The organism is Allosphingosinicella sp., from assembly GCF_036403745.1.
GTDB lineage: Bacteria > Pseudomonadota > Alphaproteobacteria > Sphingomonadales > Sphingomonadaceae > Allosphingosinicella.
In genome coordinates this window covers 56,015-77,208 of sequence record NZ_DASWQI010000072.1, presented here as the reverse complement: position 1 = coordinate 77,208, position 21,194 = coordinate 56,015, and the positions used below count along the sequence as shown (strand labels likewise).

Sequence of the window (21,194 nt, the reverse complement as noted above, 5' to 3'; positions counted from 1 at the left end):
GTTTCGGCGTGACTGCGGCTTACCTGAACTCGGCCGACCAGATCCAGATCAAGATGGCACAGGGCGCCAAGCCGGGCGAAGGCGGGCAGCTGCCGGGCCGCAAGGTTTCCGAGTACATCGCCCTGCTGCGATATTCGACGCCGGGCGTGGAACTTATTTCACCGCCACCGCACCACGACATCTATTCGATCGAGGATCTGGCGCAGTTGATTCATGATTTGAAAAACGCGAATTCGCGGGCGGCGATCAGCGGCGCGGTGGCGAAGCCGAATTCGTCGGCGCCGAGCAACGCCGCGACGGCGACGTCGCGGCCGGTCCGCAGCCCGCCGTCCGCCTGGACGCGGATCCGGCTCCTCAGGCCGTTCCGCACCAAGGTCTGGTGGGTCTCGGCCAGGCCGATCTCCCAGGGCAGGCCGGCATGCGTCAGCGAGGTGAGGGGCGAGGCGCCGGTGCCGCCCTCATAGCCCGAGATAGTGATATGATCCGCCAGGCACTTCGCCACGCCCGCCGCGATCGTGCCGACGCCGGTCGCCGACACCAGCTTCACCGAGATCCGCGCCCGCGGATTGACGTGGCGCAAATCGTGGATGAGCTGCGCCAGATCCTCGATCGAATAGATGTCGTGATGCGGCGGCGGCGAGATGAGGCCGACACCGGGGGTGGAATGGCGCACCGCGGCGATTTCGGCGTCGACCTTGTGGCCCGGGAGCTGGCCGCCCTCGCCCGGCTTGGCGCCCTGCGCCATCTTGATCTGGATCTCGTCGGCGTTGACGAGATACTCGGTGGTGACGCCGAACCGCCCCGAGGCAACCTGCTTGATCGCCGAGCGCGCCGAGCTTTGGAAGCGATCCGTCTCCTCCCCGCCTTCGCCCGTGTTCGAGCGGCCGCCGATCCGGTTCATCGCCCGCGCCAGCGCGGTGTGCGCCTCGCGGCTGATCGAGCCGAAGCTCATCGCGCCGGTCGAGAAACGCTTGACGATCTCCGCGGCCGGCTCGACCTCCTCGATCGGGACGGGCGGCCGGTCCGGCGCGAAATCGAGCAGGTTGCGCAGCGTAAGGGGCTTTCCCTCGCGCGCGTTCAGCTCGGCGGCGAAGGCGGCATATTTCTCCGGCAGGGCGCCGCGCACCGCGTGCTGGAGGTTGGCGACGGTCCCGGCGGTCCAGCCATGGTCCTCGCCGCCCATCCGCACCGCATAGGCACCGCCCACATCCAGCCCTTCGTCGGCGCCTCCGTAGGCCCGGCGGTGCCGTCGAACGCTCTCCTCGGCGATTTGGTCGAGCCCGATGCCGCCGAGGCGGCTGGCGGTGCCGGTGAAGCATCTGTCGACCACCTCCGCCGAGAGGCCGACGGCATCGAAGATCTGCGCGCCGCAATAGGATTGGTAGGTCGAGATGCCCATCTTCGACATCACCTTGAGCAGCCCCTTGCCGACCGCCTTGATGTAGCGCTCCCGGTCTCCCGCAATGTCGCCGGCGGCCCGCAGCGCCTCGATCGTCTCGAAGGCCAGCCACGGGTTCACCGCCTCGGCGCCATAGCCGGCGAGGACGGCGAAATGGTGGACCTCCCGCGCCTCGCCGGTCTCGACGACGAGGCCGGTCTGCATGCGCAGGCCCTGGCGGATGAGGTGGTGGTGGACCGCTCCCGTCGCCAGCGCGGCCGGGATCGGGATGCGGTCTGCCGAGGCGGCACGGTCGGAGAGGATGAGGAGGTTGTTGTCGGCGAGCACCGCCTCGGTCGCCTCCCAGCAGAGGCGCTGCAGCGCGGCGTCGAGCGACCGCCCGCAGCCGCCCTTCGGCCAGGTTGCGTCGAGCGTCATCGTCCGGAACGCGCCGTCGAGCGTGTCGCGAATCGCGCGGATCTTCTCCAGGTCCTCGTTAGTGAGGATGGGCTGCGAGACTTCGAGGCGCTTGTGGGTGCCGGCGTGGCGGCCGAGCAGGTTCGGCCGCGGCCCGATCATCGAGACCAGCGACATGACGAGCGACTCGCGGATCGGGTCAATCGGCGGATTGGTGACCTGCGCGAAATTCTGCTTGAAATAGTCGGTAAGGAGCCGCGGCTTGTCGGAGAGCACGGCCAGCGGCGTGTCGGTGCCCATCGAGCCGACCGGATCGTCGCCGGCCTCCGCCATCGGCGCCAGGAACAGCTTCAGGTCCTCGTCGGTGTAGCCGAAGGCCTGCTGGAGCTCGACGAGGCTCCCCGTGCGGGCACTGGCCGTCACCGGGACGGGAGGTAAATCCTTCAGGTTGAACTGCGTCTGCCGCAGCCATTCGGCATAGGGTTCGGCCGCCGCGAGCGAGGCCTTGATCTCCTCGTCCTCGACGATCCGCCCTTCTTCGAGGTCGATCAGCAGCATCCGGCCCGGCTGCAGCCGCCACTTGCGCACGATCCGCGCCTCGGGGATCGGCAGCACGCCGGATTCGGACGCCATGACGATGAGATCGTCGTCGGTCACCGCGAACCGCGCCGGTCGCAGGCCGTTGCGGTCCAGCGTCGCGCCGATCTGGCGGCCGTCGGTAAAGGCGATGGCGGCGGGTCCGTCCCACGGCTCCATCAAAGCCGCATGATATTCGTAGAAGGCACGCCGCGCCGGATCCATCTCGGCGTCGCCGGCCCACGCTTCGGGCACCAGCAGCATCACCGCATGGGCCAGCGAATAGCCGCCGGCGACGAGCAGCTCGAGCGCATTGTCGAGGCAGGCGCTGTCCGATTGGCCGTGCGGGATGATCGGCCACATCTTGTCGAGATCGGCGCCGATCAGCGGCGATTCCAGCGTCCGCCGCCGCGCGTTCATCCAGTTGACGTTGCCCCTGAGCGTATTGATCTCGCCATTGTGGGCGAGGAAGCGGAACGGGTGGGCGAGCCGCCACGACGGGAAGGTGTTGGTCGAGAAACGCTGGTGGACCATCGCCAGCGCCGACACGGTCAGCGGGTCGAGGAGGTCGGTGTAGAAGCGGCCGACGTCCTGGGCGAGGAGCATGCCCTTGTAGACGATCGTCCGGCTCGAAAAGGAGGGGAGGTAGAAATCGGCGAGACTGGGCAGATCGAGCTGGCGCGCCAGCTCCTCCAGCGGGTTCTGGGTCTGCTTGCGGATGGCGAGGAGCTTGCGCTCGAAGGCGTCCTGATCGGGGGTGGACGGGCCGCGGCCGACCAGCGCCTGGCGGATCGCCGGCATGCTGGCGATGACCGCGGCGCCCAGCCCCTCCGTCTCTACCGGCACGTCGCGCCAGCCGAGGAAGACCTGTCCCTCGATCCGCACGAACCTTTCCAGCCGCGCCTCCGCCACCGCGCGCGCCGCCTCGTCGCGCGGCAGGAAGCACATGGCGACGGCATAATCGCCGGTCGGCGGCAGGACGGTGCCGCGTCCCTCGGCCCAGGCGCGCAGCAGGGCGTCGGGAATCTGGATCAAACAGCCGGCGCCGTCGCCCAGCGTCGGATCGGCCCCGACCCCGCCGCGATGATCCAGATTGGCGAGCACCTCCAGCCCCTGGCGGATGATGGCGTTGGACTTCTCGCCGCGGATCGACGCGACGAAGCCCATCCCGCACGAATCGTGCTCGTAGGCGGGATCGTAGAGGCCGGCGCTCATGCCGCGCCTCCCGCGAGCAGCTTCTTCACGCCCCGCGCGGCCTGGCGGAGGCGCTGCTCGTTCTCGACCAATGCGATGCGGACGAACCCCTCCCCCTCCTCGCCGAAGCCGACACCGGGCGCCACTGCGACCTGCGCCTCGGTGAGCAGCCGCTTGGCGAATTCGACGGAGCCGAGGTGCCGGAAGGCCTCCGGGATCGGCGCCCAGGCGAACATGCTCGCTTGCGGAGGCGGAATGTCCCAGCCGGCGCGGCCGAAGCTCTGCACCAGGCAATCCCGCCGCGCCTTGTAGAGCGCCCGGTTGTTGGCGACGATGTCCTGCGGCCCATTGAGCGCCGCCACCGCCGCCGCCTGCACCGGCGTGAAGGCGCCGTAATCGAGATAGGATTTGACCCGCGTCAGCGCCGCGATCAGCTCGGGGTTGCCAACCGCGAAGCCGATCCGCCAGCCGGCCATCGAATAGGTTTTCGACATGGAGGTGAACTCGATCGCCACCTCCTTCGCGCCCGGCACCTGGAGGATGGACGGCGTCGGCGCGTCGCCGAAATAGATTTCGGCATAAGCGAGGTCGCTGATCACCCACAGCCCGTGCTCGCGCGCGAAGGCGACGAGCCGCTCGTAAAAGGGCAGGTCGGCGACATAGGCGGTGGGGTTTGAGGGATAGCCGATGACGAGCACCGAGGGCTTGGGCACGGTGAACCGCACCGCCCGCTCGAGGCTGGCGAAGAAGTCCGGCCCCGGCGCGGCGGGCACCGAGCGGATCGCCGCGCCGGCAATGATGAAGCCGAACTGGTGGATGGGGTAAGAGGGGTTCGGCGCCAGCACGACGTCGCCCGGCGCGGTGATCGCCTGGGCGAGATTGGCGAGCCCCTCCTTGGAGCCGAGGGTGACGACCACCTCGTTCTCCGGATCGACCTCCACCCCGAAGCGCCTGGCGTAATAAGCGGCCTGCGCCCGCCGCAGCCCGGCAATTCCCTTCGAGGCAGAGTAGCCGTGCGCCCTCGGATTGCGCGCCACCTCGGCGAGCTTCTCGACGACATGGGCCGGCGGCGGCCCGTCGGGATTGCCCATGCCGAGATCGACGATGTCGACCCCCCGCGCCCGCGCCGCCGCCTTCATCGCGTTCACCTCGGCGAACACGTAGGGCGGCAGCCGGCGGACGCGGTAGAAGTCGGTCATCAGGCGGCCTTCCTCCGGGCCGGCGGCTGCAGCCCGAGGGCGGCCCGCGCCGGCGCGCGCGCCGCGGGCGGGACCATGAAGTCGAACTCCTCCCGATAGCGGACCCGCTCCGGCCCCGGCTCGAGCGGCGGGGCAACGCTGGCAAGGTAGGCCGCATCCCTGCCTGCGAGGCCGAGGCCGCGCAGGGTGCGGATCAACGCGGCCACTTCGGCCGGGCTCCTGTCCGGTACGAATACTTCCATTATCGCTCCCCCTCGCTGTTTCGCTCGACGATCCCAAAGATGGTTGAATTGTCCGGATCGTCCTGCATGTCGCGGCGCAGAATATTGAGACCGTAGGCCTCGGCCGCCGCCTCGGAGGCGAGCACCCCGACGCTCGCATCCTCGATGGTGCGGGCGGCAACCGCCGTGTTCGGCGCCTCCTCCACCGGCAGCCCAAGCGCGGTGAGCGCGCGGGAGCATTGCTTCAGCGCCATGGGATGGCTGCGCACCAGCCGGAGTCTCTCGAGGGTCCCTCCGGGAAGCCCAAGCAGGTGCATCCGCACCGGCAGGGCGCTGCGCGCGATCACCCGCACCGCGCTCCTTTCGATGAGCGCCACCGCGTCGCGCACCTCTCCGGCCCGGCTGTTGTGGAGCGGGAGCATCCCGCACGCCGCCTCGCCCCGCTCCACGGCGGACACGACCGCGGCGAAGCTCTCCACCGCCACGGGCTCCATACCGCCGGCAAAGGCCAAGCAGGCCTGGTGGGCGAAGGCGCCCTCCGCGCCGGCATAAGCGATCCTCATGCCGCCCGCGCCTTCTGCGCCGGCGCGCCGCGGCTGATCCACGCACCCGCGCGCGCCGCGACTTCGAGCGCCTGCGCGCGGTTCAACCGGGGATCGCACAGGCTTTCGTAGCGAAGGTGAAGATCGGCCGGCGACACGGCGTCCGTTCCCCCGACGCACTCGGTCACGGGCGCGGCCGTCGTCTCGATATGGACGCCGCCCATATGCACCCCTTCGGCGGCGGCTATGGCGATGAAGTCGTGGAGCTCGGCGAGGATGTCATCGACCAGCCGGGTCTTGATCCCGTTCAGCACCCGGCCGTTGCCGTGCATCGGATCGCACGCCCACAGCACCCGCCGCCCCTCATCCCGCGTGCGGCGCATCAGCGGCGGCAGGACCCGCCCGATCTCCTCCCGCCCGAAGCGTCCGATGAGGGTGATCCGGCCCGCCTCGTTGCGCGGGTCCAGCCGGTCGAGCAGCCGCGACATCTCGTCCGCCGACAGGCCCGGCCCGCACTTGAGGCCGATCGCGTTGGCGATGCCGGCGGCATATTCGACATGGGCGCCGTTCGGATCCCGCGTCCGCTCGCCGATCCAGACCATGTGGCCCGACGTCGCCCACCAGCGTCCCGCCTGGTCGCGGCGGGTCAGCGCCTGCTCGTAGGGGAGGAGCAAAGCCTCGTGGCTGGTATAGACCGGCGGCGGGGCGCAGGCGACGCCCTCCGCAGCGTCCAGCCCGCCGAGCAGCCGCACCGTCGCCAGCGACTGGGCGTGGGCACGGAGCAGCCGCTTCGGGTCGGCGGTGCGGGTCGCATGGCAGCGCGCCGCGCCGTTCACCGCGTCGCCGCGATAGCTGGGGAGGAGCCCCTGCGGGCCCGCCTCGAGCGCGGCCGAGCGGGGCTTGGCGAACTGCCCCGCCGCCCGGGCCACGTGAACGACATTCCCGGGGAGCGCGCGGCCGAGCGCCAGCAACAGCGCGCGATCGTCTGCCACCCGTTCGGGCGAGAAGGCGTCGAAGCTCTCCGCGCAGTCGCCGGCCTGGACGAGCATCGCCTCGCCGTCGGCGGCGCGGGCCAGCGCCGCCCGCAGCGCCGCCGCCTGGGCAATGGCGACCACGGGCGCCGCTTGCGCGAGCGTCGCTTCGACTTCGGCGAGTTCGCCCGCGTCCGGGTAGAGCGGCATCTGCGTTGCCTGGCGGCTCCGCCACGAGGCAGGAGACCAGCCCGTCCGTGCCGATGCGTCCTCGGCGGCGACCCGTCCGACGGCGGCCGCCATGTCGCCCAGCGTGCGGAAGGCCATGAGCTGGGGAGGCAGCTTCGGGAGTGGCAGCGGCAGGATGGCGATCGCCGCCCCCGCCTCCGCCCGCTCCAGCGCTTCCGCCGCCGATTGCGCCACCTCCAGCGGAGGCGCCGAGCCGAACGTCTCGCGGGCCAGCAGGCACAATTCCGCATCCGCGCTACCGAGCACCAGCGCCATCGGTGCCTGGGCCTGCAGGCATTGCCCCATCAGCTCGCGCCACACCGGCCGCACGGCCGGCCGGGCGGCGGCGGAGGCCTGCGCTTCGAGGCGGGCGACGACCGCCGTCTCGCGCCCGGGCCTCAGCTTGAGGGCGCCCGCCGCGCCGGGCTTGGCGGCACCGATGGCGCGCGCGGTCTCGATCCGCCGCTCCACGAGGGCGAGGATCTGGTCGTCGATCGCGTCGAGCGTGCCGCGCAGGCACGCCAGGGCGCCGCTGGAATCAGTCATGGTCTTGGAAGCTCCCGGCCGCGCGAAACCGGCGCGGCACGTATTTTCAGTTATGGGGTCGGCGAAGTCTTACCCGGCACGCCCGCAGGCGTACCGGCCCATAAAGCCGAAAAAACGGAAGGCGCTGGAGCGGCAGAAAGTCTGTCCCTTGCCCATGATGCGTCTCCGGCCCCGGGAGCGGGGCAGGTCCAAGCTGACGGGCGGGGGCCGCGGTGTCAAGCGACGCGGTGCGTCAAATCTTCGCCTTCAGCCGCAACCGCGCCGCGTGAAGCACCGGTTCGGTATAGCCGGACGGCTGGGCCAGCCCCTCGAAAATCAGCGCCCGCGCCGCCTGGAAGGCGATGCTGCGCGTGGGGTCCCGGGACATGGCGCGGTAGGAGGGATCCTGCGCGTTCTGGCGGTCCACCACCGCCGCCATGCGCAGCAAAGCCGCCTCGACCTCGTCGGCGCGGACGACGCCGTGGAGGAGCCAGTTGGCCACATGCTGGCTGGAGATGCGGCAGGTGGCGCGGTCCTCCATCAGGCCGACATCGTGGATGTCCGGCACCTTGGAGCAGCCCACCCCCTGCTCCACCCAGCGCACCACGTAGCCGAGGATGCCCTGGATATTATTCTCCAGCTCCTCGCGCACCCCCTCCACGGACCAGTCAGGTGCCTCGGCCACCGGAATGGCGAGCAGCCCCGCCAGCGGCGTCGCCCGCCCCGCCAGCGCGCGCTGCCGCTCGGCGACGTCGACGTGATGATAATGTACGGCATGCAGCGTCGCCGCGGTCGGCGAAGGCACCCAGGCCGTACTCGCCCCCGCCTTCAGATGGGCGACTTTCTGGGCAAGCATGTCGGCCATCCGATCCGGCATCGCCCACATGCCCTTGCCGATCTGCGCCCTCCGGGCGAAACCGCAAGCGAGGCCGGTGTCCACGTTTCGCGCCTCATAGGCCTGCAGCCAGGGAGCGCCCCTCATGTCGCCCTTGCGAAGCACCGGGCCGAGCCGCATCGCGGTATGAATCTCGTCGCCGGTGCGGTCAAGGAAGCCCGTGTTGATGAAGGCGATACGGTCGCGGACGGCGTGAATGGTCGCGGCGAGGTTCAGGCTGGTCCGCCGCTCCTCGTCCATGACACCGATCTTGATCGTATGGCGGGGAAGGCCGAGCAGATCCTCCGTCCGGTCGAACAGCCGGTCCGCCAGCGCCGCTTCCTCCGGCCCGTGCATCTTCGGTTTGACGATGTAGATGGCGCCGGCCTGGCTGTTCGCGCGCGGGCCTTTGATGTCGTGGAGGGCGATCAGCGCGGTGATGACTGCGTCGGCGAGGCCTTCCTGCACCTCCTCCCCGTCGATCCGCATCATCTTGTTGGTCATGAGGTGGCCGACAGTGCGGACCAGCATCAGCGCGCGGCCCCGCAGCGTCAGGCCCGAGTCGTCCGGCGCGGTGTAGCGGCGATCATCGGCGAGGCGGCGCTCGACGGTACGGCCGCCTTTGTCGAACGCGGCGGTGAGGTCGCCCCGCATCAGGCCGAGCCAATTGCGGTAGACGGCGATCTTCTCCTCCGCGTCGACCGCGGCGACCGAATCCTCCAGGTCCATGATCGCGGTGATTGCGCTTTCGAGGAGGATGTCGGCGATTCCGGCCTTGTCGTCGCGGCCGATCGGGTGGTCCGGATCGAGGACGATCTCGGCGTGAAGGCCGTGGTGGCGCAGCAGGATGCCGCCCTCGCGCCAGCCGGCGAGCCGCGACGTGTCGACGAGGCCGCCTTTGTCGGTGGCGAGACGGCCCTCCTCGACGGCGTAATGGGTGACGTCGGCATGGCTGCCGCCGGTGAGCGGGGCGATCTCGTCGAGGAAGCGGCGGCCCCAGGCCACCACCTCCGCGCCGCGCGCTTTGTCATAACCGCCCGCCGGCGGCGCGCCGAGGGCGTCGGTGCCGTAGAGGGCGTCGTAGAGGCTGCCCCAGCGGGCATTGGCGGCGTTCAGCGCGTAGCGGGCGTTGCTCAGGGGGACGACGAGCTGCGGACCGGCGATGGCGGAGATCTCCGGATCGACGCCCTCGGTGCCGATGGCGAACGGCGCCGGCGGATCGACGAGGTAGCCGATGTCGCGGAGGAAGGCTTCCTCGTCCGCCGGCGCCGGCACGTGCCCGGCGCGGGAGGCATTGCGGGCATCGATCCGCGCCTGGAGGTCGTCGCGCATCCTCAGCAGACGCCTGTTCTCCGGCGTCAGCTCCCGCAGCAGGCGCGAGAAGCCGAACCAGAAGCCCTCCGCCGCAATGCCAGTGCCCGGCAGTGCCTCCTCCTCGAGGAAGCGCTTGAGGCCGCGATCGACCTCCACGCCGGAGACCAGGGCGTAGGGCGAGGCAGCGCCCTCGGGCGGATCGGCGATGGCCATGGCCTGCCTGTGGCGCGCTTCCCGCCCCGCCGCAATCCTCGCGCCGCCATTCCGCACGCGATGCGGCCGCGCTACAGTGAGGCCAAGGGAGGAGAGCGATGCAGGCGATGAAGGCGATGAAGGCAGCACTGATCCTTGCCATGGGCTGGGGGACGCTCGCAGGCGCGGCGCCCATTCCGGTCCGGCAGCCGCTCGGCACCCTGCCCATCGCGCCGGGCAAGACGGTAGACCGCGTCGAGACCACCCGCGTCTCCTTCTCGCCCGGCCAGAACATGCCGCGCCACAAGCACAATGTGCCGGTGATCTGCTTCGTCACCCGCGGCAGCTTCCTCGTAAGCATCGGCACCGCGCCCGTCCGCACCGTGGGCACCGGCGAGGTGACGCTCGAGCCGGCCGGCGCGGTCGTCCAATATTTTCGCAATGCCTCGAGCAAGGCACCGGCAGAGCTGCTCTGCGCCGCTTTGGCGGGGGATGCCGACAAGGTGCTCAACGTCATGCTCGAGCCGACCCGCAACCCGATCGCCCCGTGATCGTCCCCAACGCCCCCCAGGCGGCGGCCGATGTCGCGCGCCACTATGACGAACTGGACGAAGCCTATCGCCGCATCTGGGGCGAGCATGTCCACCACGGTTATTGGGTGACGGGGCGCGAGGGCGCGGCCGAGGCGGCGGAGGCGCTGACGCGGCTGGTGGGGGAGAAGCTGGCATTCCGCGCCGGAGACACGCTGGTCGACATCGGCTGCGGCTATGGCGCCACGGCGGCGCATTTTGCGCGGGCCGGGGCGGAGGTGACGGGCTTCACCCTCTCCGAGGCGCAGGTGGCGGTGGCGCGGCTGAGGTCTGAATCGGGGCTCAGCTTCGACGTGCGCGACTGGCTTGCAAACGGGCTGGCGGACGCATCTTTCGAAGGCGGCTACGCGATCGAGAGCTCCGAGCACATGGAGGACAAGCCGCGGTTCTTCGCGGAGGCGGCGCGGGTGCTGAAACCCGGTTCACTTTTCGTCGTCTGCGCCTGGCTCGAAGGCGAGAGCGCGACGACGTGGCAGGTCCGCCACCTGCTCGAGCCGATCTGCCGCGAGGGCCGGCTTCCCAGCATGGGCAGCCGGGCGGATTACGAGGCGCTGGCCGCGGCGGCCGGGTTCCGGCTGGTCTCCTACGACGACATCAGCCGCAACGTCCGCCGCACCTGGTCGATCTGCGCCCGCCGCTTCGCCGGCAAGCTGGTGACGGACCGCGACATCCGACGGCTCGCGCTGAGCAAGGCGACGCAGAGCCGCGACTTCATCCTCAGCCTGCCGCGGCTGATCCTGGCGCTGCGCAACGGCGCGATGCGGTACGGGGTGTTCGTGTGGGAGAAGGCCTGACCAGGCCTCCCTGGCGGCCAAGCCGGTGGGGAGGGGGACCGCGTGAAACGCGGTGGAGGGGCCTTACTGAGTCGGAGAGGCCCCTCCACCACCTTTCAGGTGGTCCCCCTCCCCATCCGCTTCGCGGACAGGGAGGATGAGTTTCACCGCACTCGCGTCCACCTGCGCGATTCGCAGATGAAGAGGACACAGCCGGTGACCCGCAGGGACCCGTCCGGGTTGAGGGAGAGGGTGGATCGGTAGCTCTTGCCGCTTTCGGGATCGTAGGCGCGGCCGCCGGTCCAGCTACCGCCGGACCGCTGGAAGCCGGTGAGGACGGGCAGGCCGACGAAGCCGCGGCCGCGCAGCGCCGGGTCTGGATTGTGGACGTCCGTTTTGGGCGCCTTCGGGTCGCGGCTCAGCACCTTGACGATTCGCCCGCACACTTTCGTGCCGCAAGGGGCGATCTGGACTAAGCCCTTCTTGTCGTCGTTGAGCCAGAGGCCTTCGACGGTCTGGGGAGCGGCGGCGGCGAGGGCCAGGAGGAGCGGGACCATGGCGAGCGCCTAGCCCTCCGCCGGTGCGGGATCAACGCCGCCATGCTATGGCCAGGGCGGAGGAGAACCCGATGGCCGATCTGTCGATCCGTTCGCGGCAGGAAGAGCAGATGGACGCGCCGGGGCTCGATCCGGCGGTCTACGAGAAGGTCCTCCACGATTTGGCGCGGGTCAACCGCTTCACCTTCACCGCCTGGCCGACCATCGCCTTTCTGCGCCGCGCCGTGGGCGACGCGAAGCGGTTCCGGCTGATGGACGTCGGCTTCGGCGACGGCGACGTCCTGCGCGCCGTCGCCAAATGGGCCAAGCGGCGGGGGATCGAGGCGGAGCTTGTCGGCGTCGATCTGAACGAGAAGAGCGTCAAGGCGGCGCGCGACGCGACCCCCGCCGGCATGGCGATCGACTATCGGGCCGGCGATTATCTCGACCAGGCAGGGCCATGGGACTTCATCGTGTCGAGCCAGACGACCCATCACATGACCGACGAGCAGCTGCTCACCTTCCTCGGCACGATGGAGCGGGAGGCTCGGATGGGCTGGCTGGTCTGCGACCTCCATCGGCTTGCCTTCGCTTATTGGGGGTTCCCGCTGCTCGCGCGGCTGCTGATGGTCCACCGCATCGTCCGCGAGGACGGCCGGCTGTCGATCGCGCGGTCGTTCCGCAAGGCGGAGTGGGAGGGGTATCTGCGCGGGGCGGGGGTGACGGTGAACGAGGTGCGGATCGTACGGCGGTTCGCGTCGCGGCTGTGCGTGGAGAGGGTGAAGTAACCGTCGCCCCAGCGGAGGCTGGGGCCCCAGGGGGCATAGGCACCCGAGTTCTTCACCCGCTGGGGTCCCAGCCTCCGCTGGGACGACGGGTTAGACGGCCCGCCGCCCCACCGTCACGAAAAGCCCCCCTTCCCCGCCCAAGCTCTTCATCCAGCCGATCTGGGCCATGACGCTCTCCAGCGGCCATTCGTCCTCGGCTTCGGCGAACAGGTCGTCCGGCTCCTCGCCGATGAGCGTGGTGGGATAGGTCGTGACGAAATCGATGCCGTTCTCGGCGAACCAGCGGCGGACTTCGGCGAGGCTGTGGCTGTGCTCCTCGGGGTGCTGGTACTGGTCGCGGAGCCATGCCTCGCGGCGGGCGGGCTCGGCCTTGCGATCGCGCAGCACCGGGTCGAACGGGATCCAGCGATAGCCGCTCATCCGGGCGACGACGCGGCGGAGGCGCAGCGGCACGCGGGCGTAGAGATTGTAGAGGCCGAGGACGATGGTGCCGCCCGGCCGGCAGGCGCGCACGATGCTGGCGAAGGAGGCGCGCGGATCGGGCGTGTGATGGAGGACGCCCGAGCAATAGACGACGTCGAACGCGCCTTCGCGGAGCGGCAGGTTGGTGAGGTCGCATTCGACGAACTGAACCGAGGAGAGGCCGTAGCGCCGCGCCGCCGAGGCGCCGAGCGCGAGCGAGCCGCGGGCGAGGTCGCAGCCGATGACGGTGCGGTCGGCGCGGGCGAGGTAGAGGCTCATCTGGCCGGTGCCGCAGCCGATCTCGACGATCCGCGCGTCGCCGGGAATCGACTGGTCGAGCAGGCGCGCGAAGTCGCTGCGCTCGGCGCGGCTCCTCAGCCAGGTGAGGCTGTCGTTGGGCGGATAGCCGGGGAACGGCGCGGCATTGTAAAATTGCCGAACGGCTTCCGTCTGGCCCTCAACGTCGCGCCGGAGCTGCGGGATGCCGTCGGGGGCCGGCCACTGGCGGCCGCAGCCGGTGCAGCGCCACGTCTCGCCGAGGTCCCCCGCGCACGCCGGGCAGGCGAGGAGGGTGCGCGGGTCCTCCACCGGCGGCCGGTCTTAAAAGATCGAGTAGATGAAGGGCGCCAGCGCCTCGACGCCCGCCGCCAGCACGAGCAGCAGGCCCGTCGCGCAGAGGAAGATGGCCAGCGGCATCATCAGCTTGCGGTCCGAGCCGCCCTTCCACAGGCCTTTGGCGAGGTCGCCGGTGGAGCCGAACGCGCTGCCCATCACCACCAGCTGGCGCCGCAGCCGGCCCTTCTTCTTGATCATGCCAGCTCCTCCTCCTCGTGCGCGGCGGCTTTTTCGGTCCTGGCGCGCTTCCTGACCCGGGTGTTGCCGGCGATGAGCAGGTCGATGCCGCTGCGGCGGAAGGTCGAATAGCCTTCCTGCGCGGTGTTCACGATCGGCTCGCCGGCGAGGTTGAACGAGGTATTGAGGAGGATGGGAATGCCACTGCGGCGGCCATAGGCCTGGATGAGGTCGTAGAGACGCGGCGCCACCGAGCGCTCCAGCGTCTGCAGCCGGGCGGTGCCGTCGACATGGGTGATGGCGGCGAGCCGCTCGCGCCATTCGGGCCGGACGGGGAAGACGCCCGACATGAAGCGCGCGAGGCGGGCGCCGCCGGGCGGCAGTTCGAAGAACCGCTCCGCCTCCTCGACCGGCACGACGGGGGCGAAGGGGCGGAATTCCTCCCGATATTTGATGTCGCGGTTGAGCCGGTCGCGCATGTCGGCGCTGTGCGGCGCGGCGAGGAGGCTGCGGTTGCCGAGCGCACGTGGCCCGAACTCGCACCGGCCCTGCATCCAACCGACGATGCGGCCCGCCTCGAGATCGGCGGCGGTCTCCTCGATCAGCGCTTCGTCGCTCACCGTGTCGGCCGGGAAGCGATCCTCCGCAGCGATGCGGGCGAGAGCGGCGGCGTCCGGCTCGGGGCCCCAGAAGGCGTGATCGGGGAAGTCCGTGTCGGGGTTTCCGAAGTGGATACGGTCGGCATAGAGCGCAGCGCCGAGGGCGCAGCCCGCATCGCCGGGGGCGGGCGGCACGAAGATCCGCTCGAATCCCGATTCACGCAGGATTCGGGCGTTGGCGACGCCGTTCAGCGCCACCCCGCCGCCGAGGCAGAGGTCGGGCAGCCGGGTGCGGTCGTGGAGCTGGCGGGTCAAGTCGACGAGGATGTCCTCGAGCACCAGCTGCACGCTCGCCGCGCAATCGGCATAGCGGCGGCCCTGCTCCGTCGAAAGGTCGATCGGATCGTAGCGGTTGCGGGGCGGACCGAAGAGCTTGACGAACTTGTCGGAGAAGCTGCGCTTCGCCGTCGTGTGGAAATCGAAATAATCGAGATCGAGCCGGAAGGCGCCGTCGGCGGTGCGGGGGATGAGCTTGCGCACCTCGTCCGCCATATTGGGCGTGCCGTACGAGGCAAGGCCCATGACCTTGTACTCGCCCTCGTTTACCGCGAAGCCGAGATAGGCGGTGAAGGTCGAGTAGAGCATGCCGAGCGAGTGCGGGAAGCGGATCTCCCGCTCGATGTCGATCGACGTGCCGGCCGGTCCGCGGGTGCCGGTGCCGACCGTCAGCGTCGCCCACTCCCCAACCCCGTCGGCGGTGAGGATCGCCGCGCGCTCGGTCGGCGCGGTCAGGAAGGCGGCGGCGGCGTGGCTCTGGTGGTGTTCGGTGAAGAAGATCTTGTTGCCCGGCACGCCGAGGCGCGAGGTGATGACGCCGCGCACCCAGGCTTTCTCGCCGAGCATGTTCTTCATCGCGTGCGGGAACGAGCGCCAGGAGGCGGGAAAGGCGCGCAGCGCCGTCACCAGCACCCGCTCGAACTTCAGCATCGGCCGCTCGTAGAAGACCACGGCGTCGAGTTCCTCCGGGTCCAGTCCGGCGGTGTCGAGGCAATATTCGATGGCGGCGATCGGGAAGGCGGCGTCGTTCTTGCGCCGCGACAGCCTCTCCTCCTGCACAGCCGCGACCGGCATGCCGTCGACCAGCAGGGCCGCCGCCGCGTCGTGGTAGAAGCAGGAGAGGCCGAGAATCTTCATTCAATATTGGCCCTTCATGTCCTTGCGGTCGCGCGCCGGGGACCAGCCCTCCGGCTCGCTCCGCTCCGCCCGCTTCACGATCAAAGCGAAGACCGGCATCAGGATGAAATATTGGAGCGTGAGGATGATGCTCCCCATCGCCCCGCCGATCGCGACGGCGATGCGAAGATAGCCCTTCCACAGCCGCCCGAGCCGCGCCTTCCAGAGCAGCCAGCCCTGCTTTTTGGGCGCGACGCGGCCGAGCTCGTGGCGGGTGTAGGTCATGTGAAAATTCTCGTCCTTGAGGATTTGCCCGAACACATTGCGCGTCTCCCCGTCATGGGCGACGGCCCGGTGATAGACGCCGAAGCTGCGCGCCGCCGCCGCTTCGGAGAGGTGCAAGAAAGCCAGCAACGGCGCGTCCCCGCCTGGCTCCACCGTCACGTCGTCGAGGCCGCGCTCGCCGGGTGCCAGCCAGTTCGGCTCCCAGCCTTCACCCGCCTTTCGGTGCTCCCGCAGCAGCTCGGTTCCCCGGCGGCGGAACATGTCGGAGTGGCGCTGCTCGTCGGCGGCGTGGCGCAGATAGAGGCGGCGGAGCTTGACGTCGGGGGTCAGCTCCGCGGCACGCGCAAGATCGCGGCCGCCGTCGGCCTCGACCTCGGCGAAACGCAGCAACCGGTAGCCGCGCCGCACCGGATCGCGCCATACCCAATTCTGGATCGGGTTGAGCCAAAGCCCCATCGCCGATACCCCCCTCCGATCGCAGGCGTAACATGGCTGCGGGGGGAGTGCCAATGGCGGGTGAAAGGCTGCACGCGGACGCCGTCAATGCCGCGCTTGCGGTGGCCGGCGGCGCGATCCTGTTCCTCGCCTGGCGGATGGACGGCGGCTGGGCGGAGCGGCATTTCCTCCCCGCCTGGGCCTATCCCTGGGAGACCCAGCTGCGCATCCTGTTCTGGCTGCGCCTCGCGGTGGCGGCGGCGGGGCTGATCGTGCTGCTGCTGATCCGGCCCCGCATCGCGCACGCGGTTGCACAGGGGCGCGGGAGGCAGGCGCTCGTCACCGCGCTGACCTCCGTCGCCGCGGTCGCTGCCGCCTTCCTGGTCGTGGAGGGCATCCTCCACACGCGCAGCTGGCGCTCGACGCAGGAGCGGTGGGACAAGGAGGAGCCGCTCCGCGCCCGCGACGCGGACTATGGCTGGACCTTCGCGGAGAACCACGCCGGCACCGTCGCCCTCCACGGCCGCACGGTGCATTACGCGACCGGCCCGCACGGCTACCGCATCCCGTCCCCCGGGGCCGCGCCGGATTTCGCGAGGCCGACCATCGTCTTTGCGGGCGAGTCGATCCTGCTCGGCTACGGCCTGGAATGGCCGGAAACGATACCGGCGCAGGTCCAGGCCATCACCGGCGTGCAAGTCGCCGACACGGCGGTGAACGCCCACGCGGCCGACCAGACCTACCTCCGCCTCCGCCGCGAGCTGCCGCGGTTCGAGAAGCCGGTGGCGGTGGTCATCCCGTTCGTCCCGGCCCTGTTCGACCGCAACCTCGACACGGACCGTCCCCACCTCGATGCGCAGCTTCGCTGGCACCCGGCGGACCCGCCCTCCTTCCGCCTGGTCGAACTCGCCCGCCGCATCGTCCGCTACCGGAGCAGCTCCGCGATCACTGAGGGCACCGCTAAGACACAGGAAGTGCTGCGGCGGATGGTCGCGATGGCGGAGGCCCGCGGCGCCCGCGCCGTCGTCGTCGTCCCGCAATTCCTGCCGGAGTCGGAGCGCGAGGCGCAGGTGCGCCGCGCCGTGCTCGATGGAGGGCACATACCCTACCTCCTCGTCCCGATCCGCCCCGAATGGCGCTTCCGGGTCGACCGGCATCCGACGCCGCAGGCCGCGCGCGTTATCGCCGAAGCGGTGGCGAGGGCCGTGGTGGCGCCAAAGCCGAAACAGGAATAGGATTGCCTCCGTCTCGACACGGAGGATCTACCCATGAAGCGGCCCCTTCTCCTCGGCGGTCTCGCCGCCCTCGGCCTCGCTGCGCCCGCGCAGGCGCAGCCGGACTGGAGCCGCGCGCCGCGCGTCACCGTCTCGCTGTCGAGCTTCAAGTTCGCCCCCGCCGCCCTGCGCCTGCGCGCCGGCCAGCCAATCATCCTCCATCTCGAAAACACCGGCTCCGGCGGCCACGATTTCAGCGCGCCCGGCTTCTTCCACGCTGCCGCCGTCCGCCCTGCGGATGCGGGCAAGGTCGGCGGCGGATCGGTCGACGTCGACGGCCATGGCAGCGTCGACATCGCGCTGGTTCCCGCCGCCGGCACCTATGCGCTGCGCTGCACCCATGCCTTCCATTCGATGTTCGGCATGAAAGGCTCGATCGTCGTCCAGTAGCGGATTGTGGAACGGCACGTTGCGGGCATGGCCGCTTCTCGGCCGGCGCGGCAGCCGCTACCGGCGGCATACACGAACGAGGGACATCTTCATGAAGCGGCATTTCGCAGCGCTGGCCGCCGCCTTCCTGTTCGCCGCCGCGCCGCCGCCGGCCGTCTCGACCAACCCCGCTACGGTGCAGGCCGGCACCTATAAGGTCGAGTCGAGCCACACCCGCGTCCAGTTCACCGTCTCCCACCTCGGCTTTACCGACTGGTGGGGCGATTTCAGCGGGGTGACGGGCATGCTGAACCTCGATCCCGCGCGGCCGGCGGCGAGCCGCGTCGACATCGCTATCCCCGTCGCCTCGGTCTCCACGACCAACGCCACGTTGGACGGCGAGCTGCGCAGCGCCGACTGGTTCGACGCCGGCCGCTACCCGAGCATCCGCTTCGTCTCGACCCGCATCGTCCGCACCGGCCCCACCAAAGCGGCGATCTCCGGCAAACTCAGCTTCCACGGCGTCACCCGCCCGGTGACGCTCGACGCGCGCTTCGTCGGCAGCGGTCCCAACCCCATGACCAAGGCGTACACGATCGGCTTCAACGCAACGACGACCATCCGCCGCTCCGACTACGGCGTGAAGATGGACATCCCGCTGGTCGGCGACGAGACGATTATCCGCATCAGCGCCGCGTTCGAGAAAGCGTCCTGACCGGCGCGGCGGACTCCCGGTAATGTTTCGGACATGCTATGAATGCTCCCGCGTCCACCCGCGCGGGAGGTTTGCCATGGCCGGACTTCATTCTCGTCTGCTGATCGCCATCCTTTGCGCGGGGGCCTCGACGGGCGCCGTCGCGAGCAGCCCGTCCGGGGGCGGCGGCGGCGGGCCGGCGCCGAGCATGTCGGCCCCGCAATATGACGCCGCGGCCGAGTATCGCAAAGCCGTGCAGGCGATGCAGGACAAGAAATATCCCGAAGCGCGCAAGGCGATCGAGCATGTCCTGGCGGTGGCGCCGACGGACGCCAGTGCGAACCTCATCGCGGGTCTCGCCGCGGCGGGGATGGAGGACGACAAGGCCGCCCGCAAATATTACGAGCGCGCCGTTCGCGCCGACAAGGAGTTGGTCCCGGCGCACCGCGAGCTCGGCCTCACCTATCTGAAGCTCGGCGAGAAGGAGAAGGCGCAGGCCGAGCTCGACCGCCTCACACAGATGCAGCAGGCCTGCGCCACCGCCTGCGCCAAGGCGGCGGACATCGGCGGCGCGGTGGAGGCGCTGACCAAGGCGATGGCCGGGACGCCGCAAGCGCGGCTGGACCCGGCCCCGAGCCTGCTCTTCGCCAGTGCCGCGAAGGGCGACGGGGCCTATCTGGAGGCCGTTTCGCTGATCAACGCCCACCGCTACGAGGAGGCGCTGCGCTCCCTCGCCACCGCGCGCGCCGCCTTCGGGCCGCACCCCGACATCCTCACCTATATGGGCTTCGCCAACCGCAAGCTCGGCCGGTTCGAGGTCGCGGAAGGCTATTACCGGCAGGCCCTTGCCGCCGCGCCGCACCACCGCGCCGCGACCGAATATTATGGCGAGCTCAAGGTCGAGCGCGGCGACAAAGCGGGCGCGCAGATGCTGCTCGCCGACCTCGACGCGACCTGCACCTTCGGCTGCGCCGAGGCGGACGAGCTGAGACGGTGGATCGACGCCGGGCACGCGCCGGCGCGCTGATCCTCGCCGCCGGCGCCGCGGCCGGCGCGGCGGCCCCGCTGGCCTTTCCGCTCAGGGAGGCGCGCTGGACGGCGCCCTCCGCATTGCCCCGCAGCCTGTCGTACGAGCCCGCCGAATGCCTGCGCCCGCCCTCCAGCGTGGCCAACGGGAGAGCAGTGGGAATCGGCCGCATCGCGTTCCGGACGCCGCTGCTGCTGGGCGGACAGGCGGCGCGGGCGGGGATGAGCTGCGCCACCTGCCACCGCAACGGCCGGGGCAATCCCGACTTCGTCTTCCCCGGCCTCTCCGGTGCGCCCGGCACCGCCGACGTCACCGCCTCCTTGATGAGCAGCCACCGCGGCGACGGCATCTTCAACCCGAAGCCGATCCCTGATCTCGCGGGCCCGGCTGAGCGGCGCAAAATCTCCCGCGCGGCACCGGGCGCGCTCGAGACATTCATCCACGGCCTCGTTACCGAGGAGTTCGACGGCCCCGAACCGCCGCCCGAAGTGCTCGCCGCCCTCGCCGCCTACGTGCGGGCGCTGCAGCCGGGCTCCTGCCACGGCCGCGACCGGCCGATCAGGCTTGCCGAGCGGCTGGCGGAGGTGGACGCCGCAATCGCCCTCGCCCGCACCAGCGACGGCGACACAAGCCGCGTCCTTCTCGCCGCCGCCCGCTCGACCCTCGGCGCCATCGACGAGCGCTTCGCCGGCGTCGAAGCCGATCGCGCGGTGCTCCGCGATGCGGATGCCGAACTGGGCGCGATCCGGCTGGGCCAGACCGGCTTCACGCGGTGGGACATGGCCTGGCCGGCGCACCGCCGCCGGCTGCGCCGCGACGAGCACCTCTCACTCTATTCCGCCGCCAAGGTCGCCGCGGCGCTCCGGACCCGTTAGCGCCGCTCAGCTGCCCGTGGGTGGCGGCGGAAACAGGTTTAGGCCAGTGGCCTTGTTGATCGCGCCCCACAGCACGCCGACCATGGCGTTCCACAGCTTTTCTGCGGTCACCACCGCGAGGCCCGCCAGCGTGTTGACGAAGCTGCGGGTCATCTCCTCCAGGCTCTGGAGAAAGTAATCGCGTGTGTCCTTGTCGATCGAGCCGTCGAGCGTGCCTTCGGCGATCAGGGCCGCCTGCCGTGCGATCGCTTGCAGCTGCTGCTGCGAGAAACCGCCCATCGCGGGCAGGTCCTGGTTGAGCACGGTCTTGCCGGCGCTGAGGATGTTCTGGAGAAGGCCGTCTACATCGAATGCCATGGCTACCTCTTGAGGTAATTTTCGTAGGTCATCGCCTGCGACAGGAAGGTCACCGCCTGGTTCTGGAAGGCGGCGACCGCGGCGCCCCGAAGGCCGCTCTTCTCGTCCACCTCCTCCATCTTGACGATGGTCCCCTGCAAATCGTGCACGGCGCGGGCGCTGGGATAAGCGGAAAAGTTCGGATCGAGCGTCACGCCGCCGATGTTCAGCCGCTGGATGGCCGCGGCCGCCTTTTTGATCGCCTCGGGCTTCGGGATGGGCCTGGTACGGATCTGGAGCTCGACCGCACCAAGCTCGCCGACGATCTTGTCATATTGCGGCTTGCGTGTCGGAAAGCCCGCAGGGTCGGTCAACGTGCCGATCTGCGCGAAGAGGAGCTGGATGTCCTGGTTGGCGCCGTTCAGGCCGTCGACGATATCGCTGTCGTAGGATGGCGCGAGCTGGACCATGCAGGCGGACAGCGCGGCGCACAGCCCGATGCACAGCGCCAGCAACCGTCCTTCGCGCACCCGCTGCAGCATCCCCACGCTCCCC

Annotated in this window: 21 protein-coding genes and 1 pseudogene; 9 read left to right on the top strand and 13 right to left on the bottom strand. The window is 70.1% G+C overall.

Annotation, left to right across the window (positions count from 1 at the left end):
- Positions 1-248 (top strand): annotated as a pseudogene (locus tag VGC56_RS14130) (glutamate synthase-related protein); the annotation flags it as partial.
- Here the strand turns inward: VGC56_RS14130 and gltB are convergent.
- From gltB to VGC56_RS14100, 6 genes are all read right to left on the bottom strand, one after another.
- Entirely contained in the window at positions 212-3,586 is a 3,375-nt protein-coding gene (gene gltB, locus VGC56_RS14125) for a glutamate synthase large subunit (protein WP_464125870.1), read from the bottom strand. The pseudogene VGC56_RS14130 and the gene gltB overlap by 37 nt on opposite strands.
- Positions 3,583-4,767, bottom strand: coding sequence for an LL-diaminopimelate aminotransferase (locus VGC56_RS14120; protein WP_464125879.1), 1,185 nt, complete (start codon positions 4,765-4,767; stop codon positions 3,583-3,585). The genes gltB and VGC56_RS14120 overlap by 4 nt, the downstream gene beginning before the upstream one ends.
- Complete coding sequence (locus VGC56_RS14115) at positions 4,764-5,006, bottom strand: hypothetical protein (RefSeq protein ID WP_464125881.1); 243 nt, start codon at positions 5,004-5,006, stop codon at positions 4,764-4,766. The genes VGC56_RS14120 and VGC56_RS14115 overlap by 4 nt, the downstream gene beginning before the upstream one ends.
- Positions 5,006-5,548: a prephenate dehydratase domain-containing protein gene (locus tag VGC56_RS14110; RefSeq protein WP_464125868.1), complete on the bottom strand. Its 543-nt coding sequence runs from the start codon at positions 5,546-5,548 to the stop codon at positions 5,006-5,008. Before VGC56_RS14110 ends, VGC56_RS14115 begins: the two co-directional genes overlap by 1 nt.
- Positions 5,545-7,272, bottom strand: coding sequence for a 3-deoxy-7-phosphoheptulonate synthase (locus tag VGC56_RS14105; RefSeq protein WP_464125866.1), 1,728 nt, complete (start codon positions 7,270-7,272; stop codon positions 5,545-5,547). Before VGC56_RS14105 ends, VGC56_RS14110 begins: the two co-directional genes overlap by 4 nt.
- A gap of 232 nt (positions 7,273-7,504) precedes the next feature.
- Positions 7,505-9,652, bottom strand: a complete 2,148-nt coding sequence (locus VGC56_RS14100) for a malate synthase G (RefSeq protein ID WP_464125864.1) — start codon at positions 9,650-9,652, stop codon at positions 7,505-7,507.
- Positions 9,653-9,750: 98 nt separating this feature from the next.
- Between VGC56_RS14100 and VGC56_RS14095 the strand changes: the two genes are divergently transcribed.
- Positions 9,751-10,182, top strand: coding sequence for a cupin domain-containing protein (locus VGC56_RS14095; RefSeq protein WP_464125862.1), 432 nt, complete (start codon positions 9,751-9,753; stop codon positions 10,180-10,182).
- Positions 10,179-11,015, top strand: a complete 837-nt coding sequence (locus VGC56_RS14090; protein WP_464125860.1) for a class I SAM-dependent methyltransferase — start codon at positions 10,179-10,181, stop codon at positions 11,013-11,015. Before VGC56_RS14095 ends, VGC56_RS14090 begins: the two co-directional genes overlap by 4 nt.
- A gap of 143 nt (positions 11,016-11,158) precedes the next feature.
- Here the strand turns inward: VGC56_RS14090 and VGC56_RS14085 are convergent, their stop codons facing one another.
- Positions 11,159-11,551, bottom strand: coding sequence for a DUF2147 domain-containing protein (locus tag VGC56_RS14085; protein ID WP_464125858.1), 393 nt, complete (start codon positions 11,549-11,551; stop codon positions 11,159-11,161).
- A gap of 71 nt (positions 11,552-11,622) precedes the next feature.
- On the opposite strand from VGC56_RS14085, the gene VGC56_RS14080 reads away from it, so the two are divergent.
- Positions 11,623-12,318 carry a methyltransferase domain-containing protein gene (locus tag VGC56_RS14080; RefSeq protein ID WP_464125856.1) on the top strand — a complete coding sequence of 232 codons (696 nt, stop codon included), beginning with the start codon at positions 11,623-11,625 and terminating at the stop codon, positions 12,316-12,318.
- 90 nt (positions 12,319-12,408) lie between these two features.
- Here the strand turns inward: VGC56_RS14080 and VGC56_RS14075 are convergent, their stop codons facing one another.
- The 4 genes from VGC56_RS14075 to VGC56_RS14060 are packed head-to-tail and all read right to left on the bottom strand — an operon-like array spanning position 12,409 to position 16,085.
- On the bottom strand, positions 12,409-13,368 hold the full coding sequence (locus VGC56_RS14075; RefSeq protein ID WP_464125854.1) for a methyltransferase domain-containing protein: 960 nt from the start codon (positions 13,366-13,368) through the stop codon (positions 12,409-12,411).
- Positions 13,369-13,380: 12 nt separating this feature from the next.
- Positions 13,381-13,593, bottom strand: a complete 213-nt coding sequence (locus VGC56_RS14070; protein WP_464125852.1) for a DUF5989 family protein — start codon at positions 13,591-13,593, stop codon at positions 13,381-13,383.
- Positions 13,590-15,365, bottom strand: coding sequence for a carbamoyltransferase family protein (locus VGC56_RS14065; protein ID WP_464125851.1), 1,776 nt, complete (start codon positions 15,363-15,365; stop codon positions 13,590-13,592). Before VGC56_RS14065 ends, VGC56_RS14070 begins: the two co-directional genes overlap by 4 nt.
- The gene (locus VGC56_RS14060; protein ID WP_464125850.1) at positions 15,366-16,085 is read right to left on the bottom strand and encodes a ferritin-like domain-containing protein; all 720 of its coding nucleotides are present in this window, start codon (positions 16,083-16,085) and stop codon (positions 15,366-15,368) included.
- Positions 16,086-16,138: 53 nt separating this feature from the next.
- Between VGC56_RS14060 and VGC56_RS14055 the strand changes: the two genes are divergently transcribed.
- From VGC56_RS14055 to VGC56_RS14035, 5 genes are all read left to right on the top strand, one after another.
- A complete protein-coding gene (locus VGC56_RS14055; RefSeq protein ID WP_464125848.1) occupies positions 16,139-17,299 on the top strand; it encodes a hypothetical protein in 1,161 nt (386 codons plus the stop codon).
- A 33-nt stretch (positions 17,300-17,332) separates the two neighbouring features.
- The gene (locus tag VGC56_RS14050) at positions 17,333-17,728 is read left to right on the top strand and encodes a cupredoxin domain-containing protein (RefSeq protein ID WP_464125846.1); all 396 of its coding nucleotides are present in this window, start codon (positions 17,333-17,335) and stop codon (positions 17,726-17,728) included.
- 91 nt (positions 17,729-17,819) lie between these two features.
- Positions 17,820-18,422, top strand: coding sequence for a YceI family protein (locus VGC56_RS14045; RefSeq protein WP_464125845.1), 603 nt, complete (start codon positions 17,820-17,822; stop codon positions 18,420-18,422).
- A gap of 76 nt (positions 18,423-18,498) precedes the next feature.
- A complete protein-coding gene (locus VGC56_RS14040; RefSeq protein WP_464125843.1) occupies positions 18,499-19,428 on the top strand; it encodes a tetratricopeptide repeat protein in 930 nt (309 codons plus the stop codon).
- Complete coding sequence (locus VGC56_RS14035; protein ID WP_464125841.1) at positions 19,395-20,303, top strand: hypothetical protein; 909 nt, start codon at positions 19,395-19,397, stop codon at positions 20,301-20,303. Before VGC56_RS14040 ends, VGC56_RS14035 begins: the two co-directional genes overlap by 34 nt.
- Positions 20,304-20,309: 6 nt before the next feature.
- On the opposite strand, the gene VGC56_RS14030 is transcribed toward VGC56_RS14035, so the two are convergent.
- A complete protein-coding gene (locus tag VGC56_RS14030; protein WP_464125839.1) occupies positions 20,310-20,660 on the bottom strand; it encodes a hypothetical protein in 351 nt (116 codons plus the stop codon).
- A gap of 2 nt (positions 20,661-20,662) precedes the next feature.
- A complete protein-coding gene (locus VGC56_RS14025) occupies positions 20,663-21,181 on the bottom strand; it encodes a hypothetical protein (protein WP_464125838.1) in 519 nt (172 codons plus the stop codon).
- Positions 21,182-21,194: the final 13 nt, after the last annotated feature.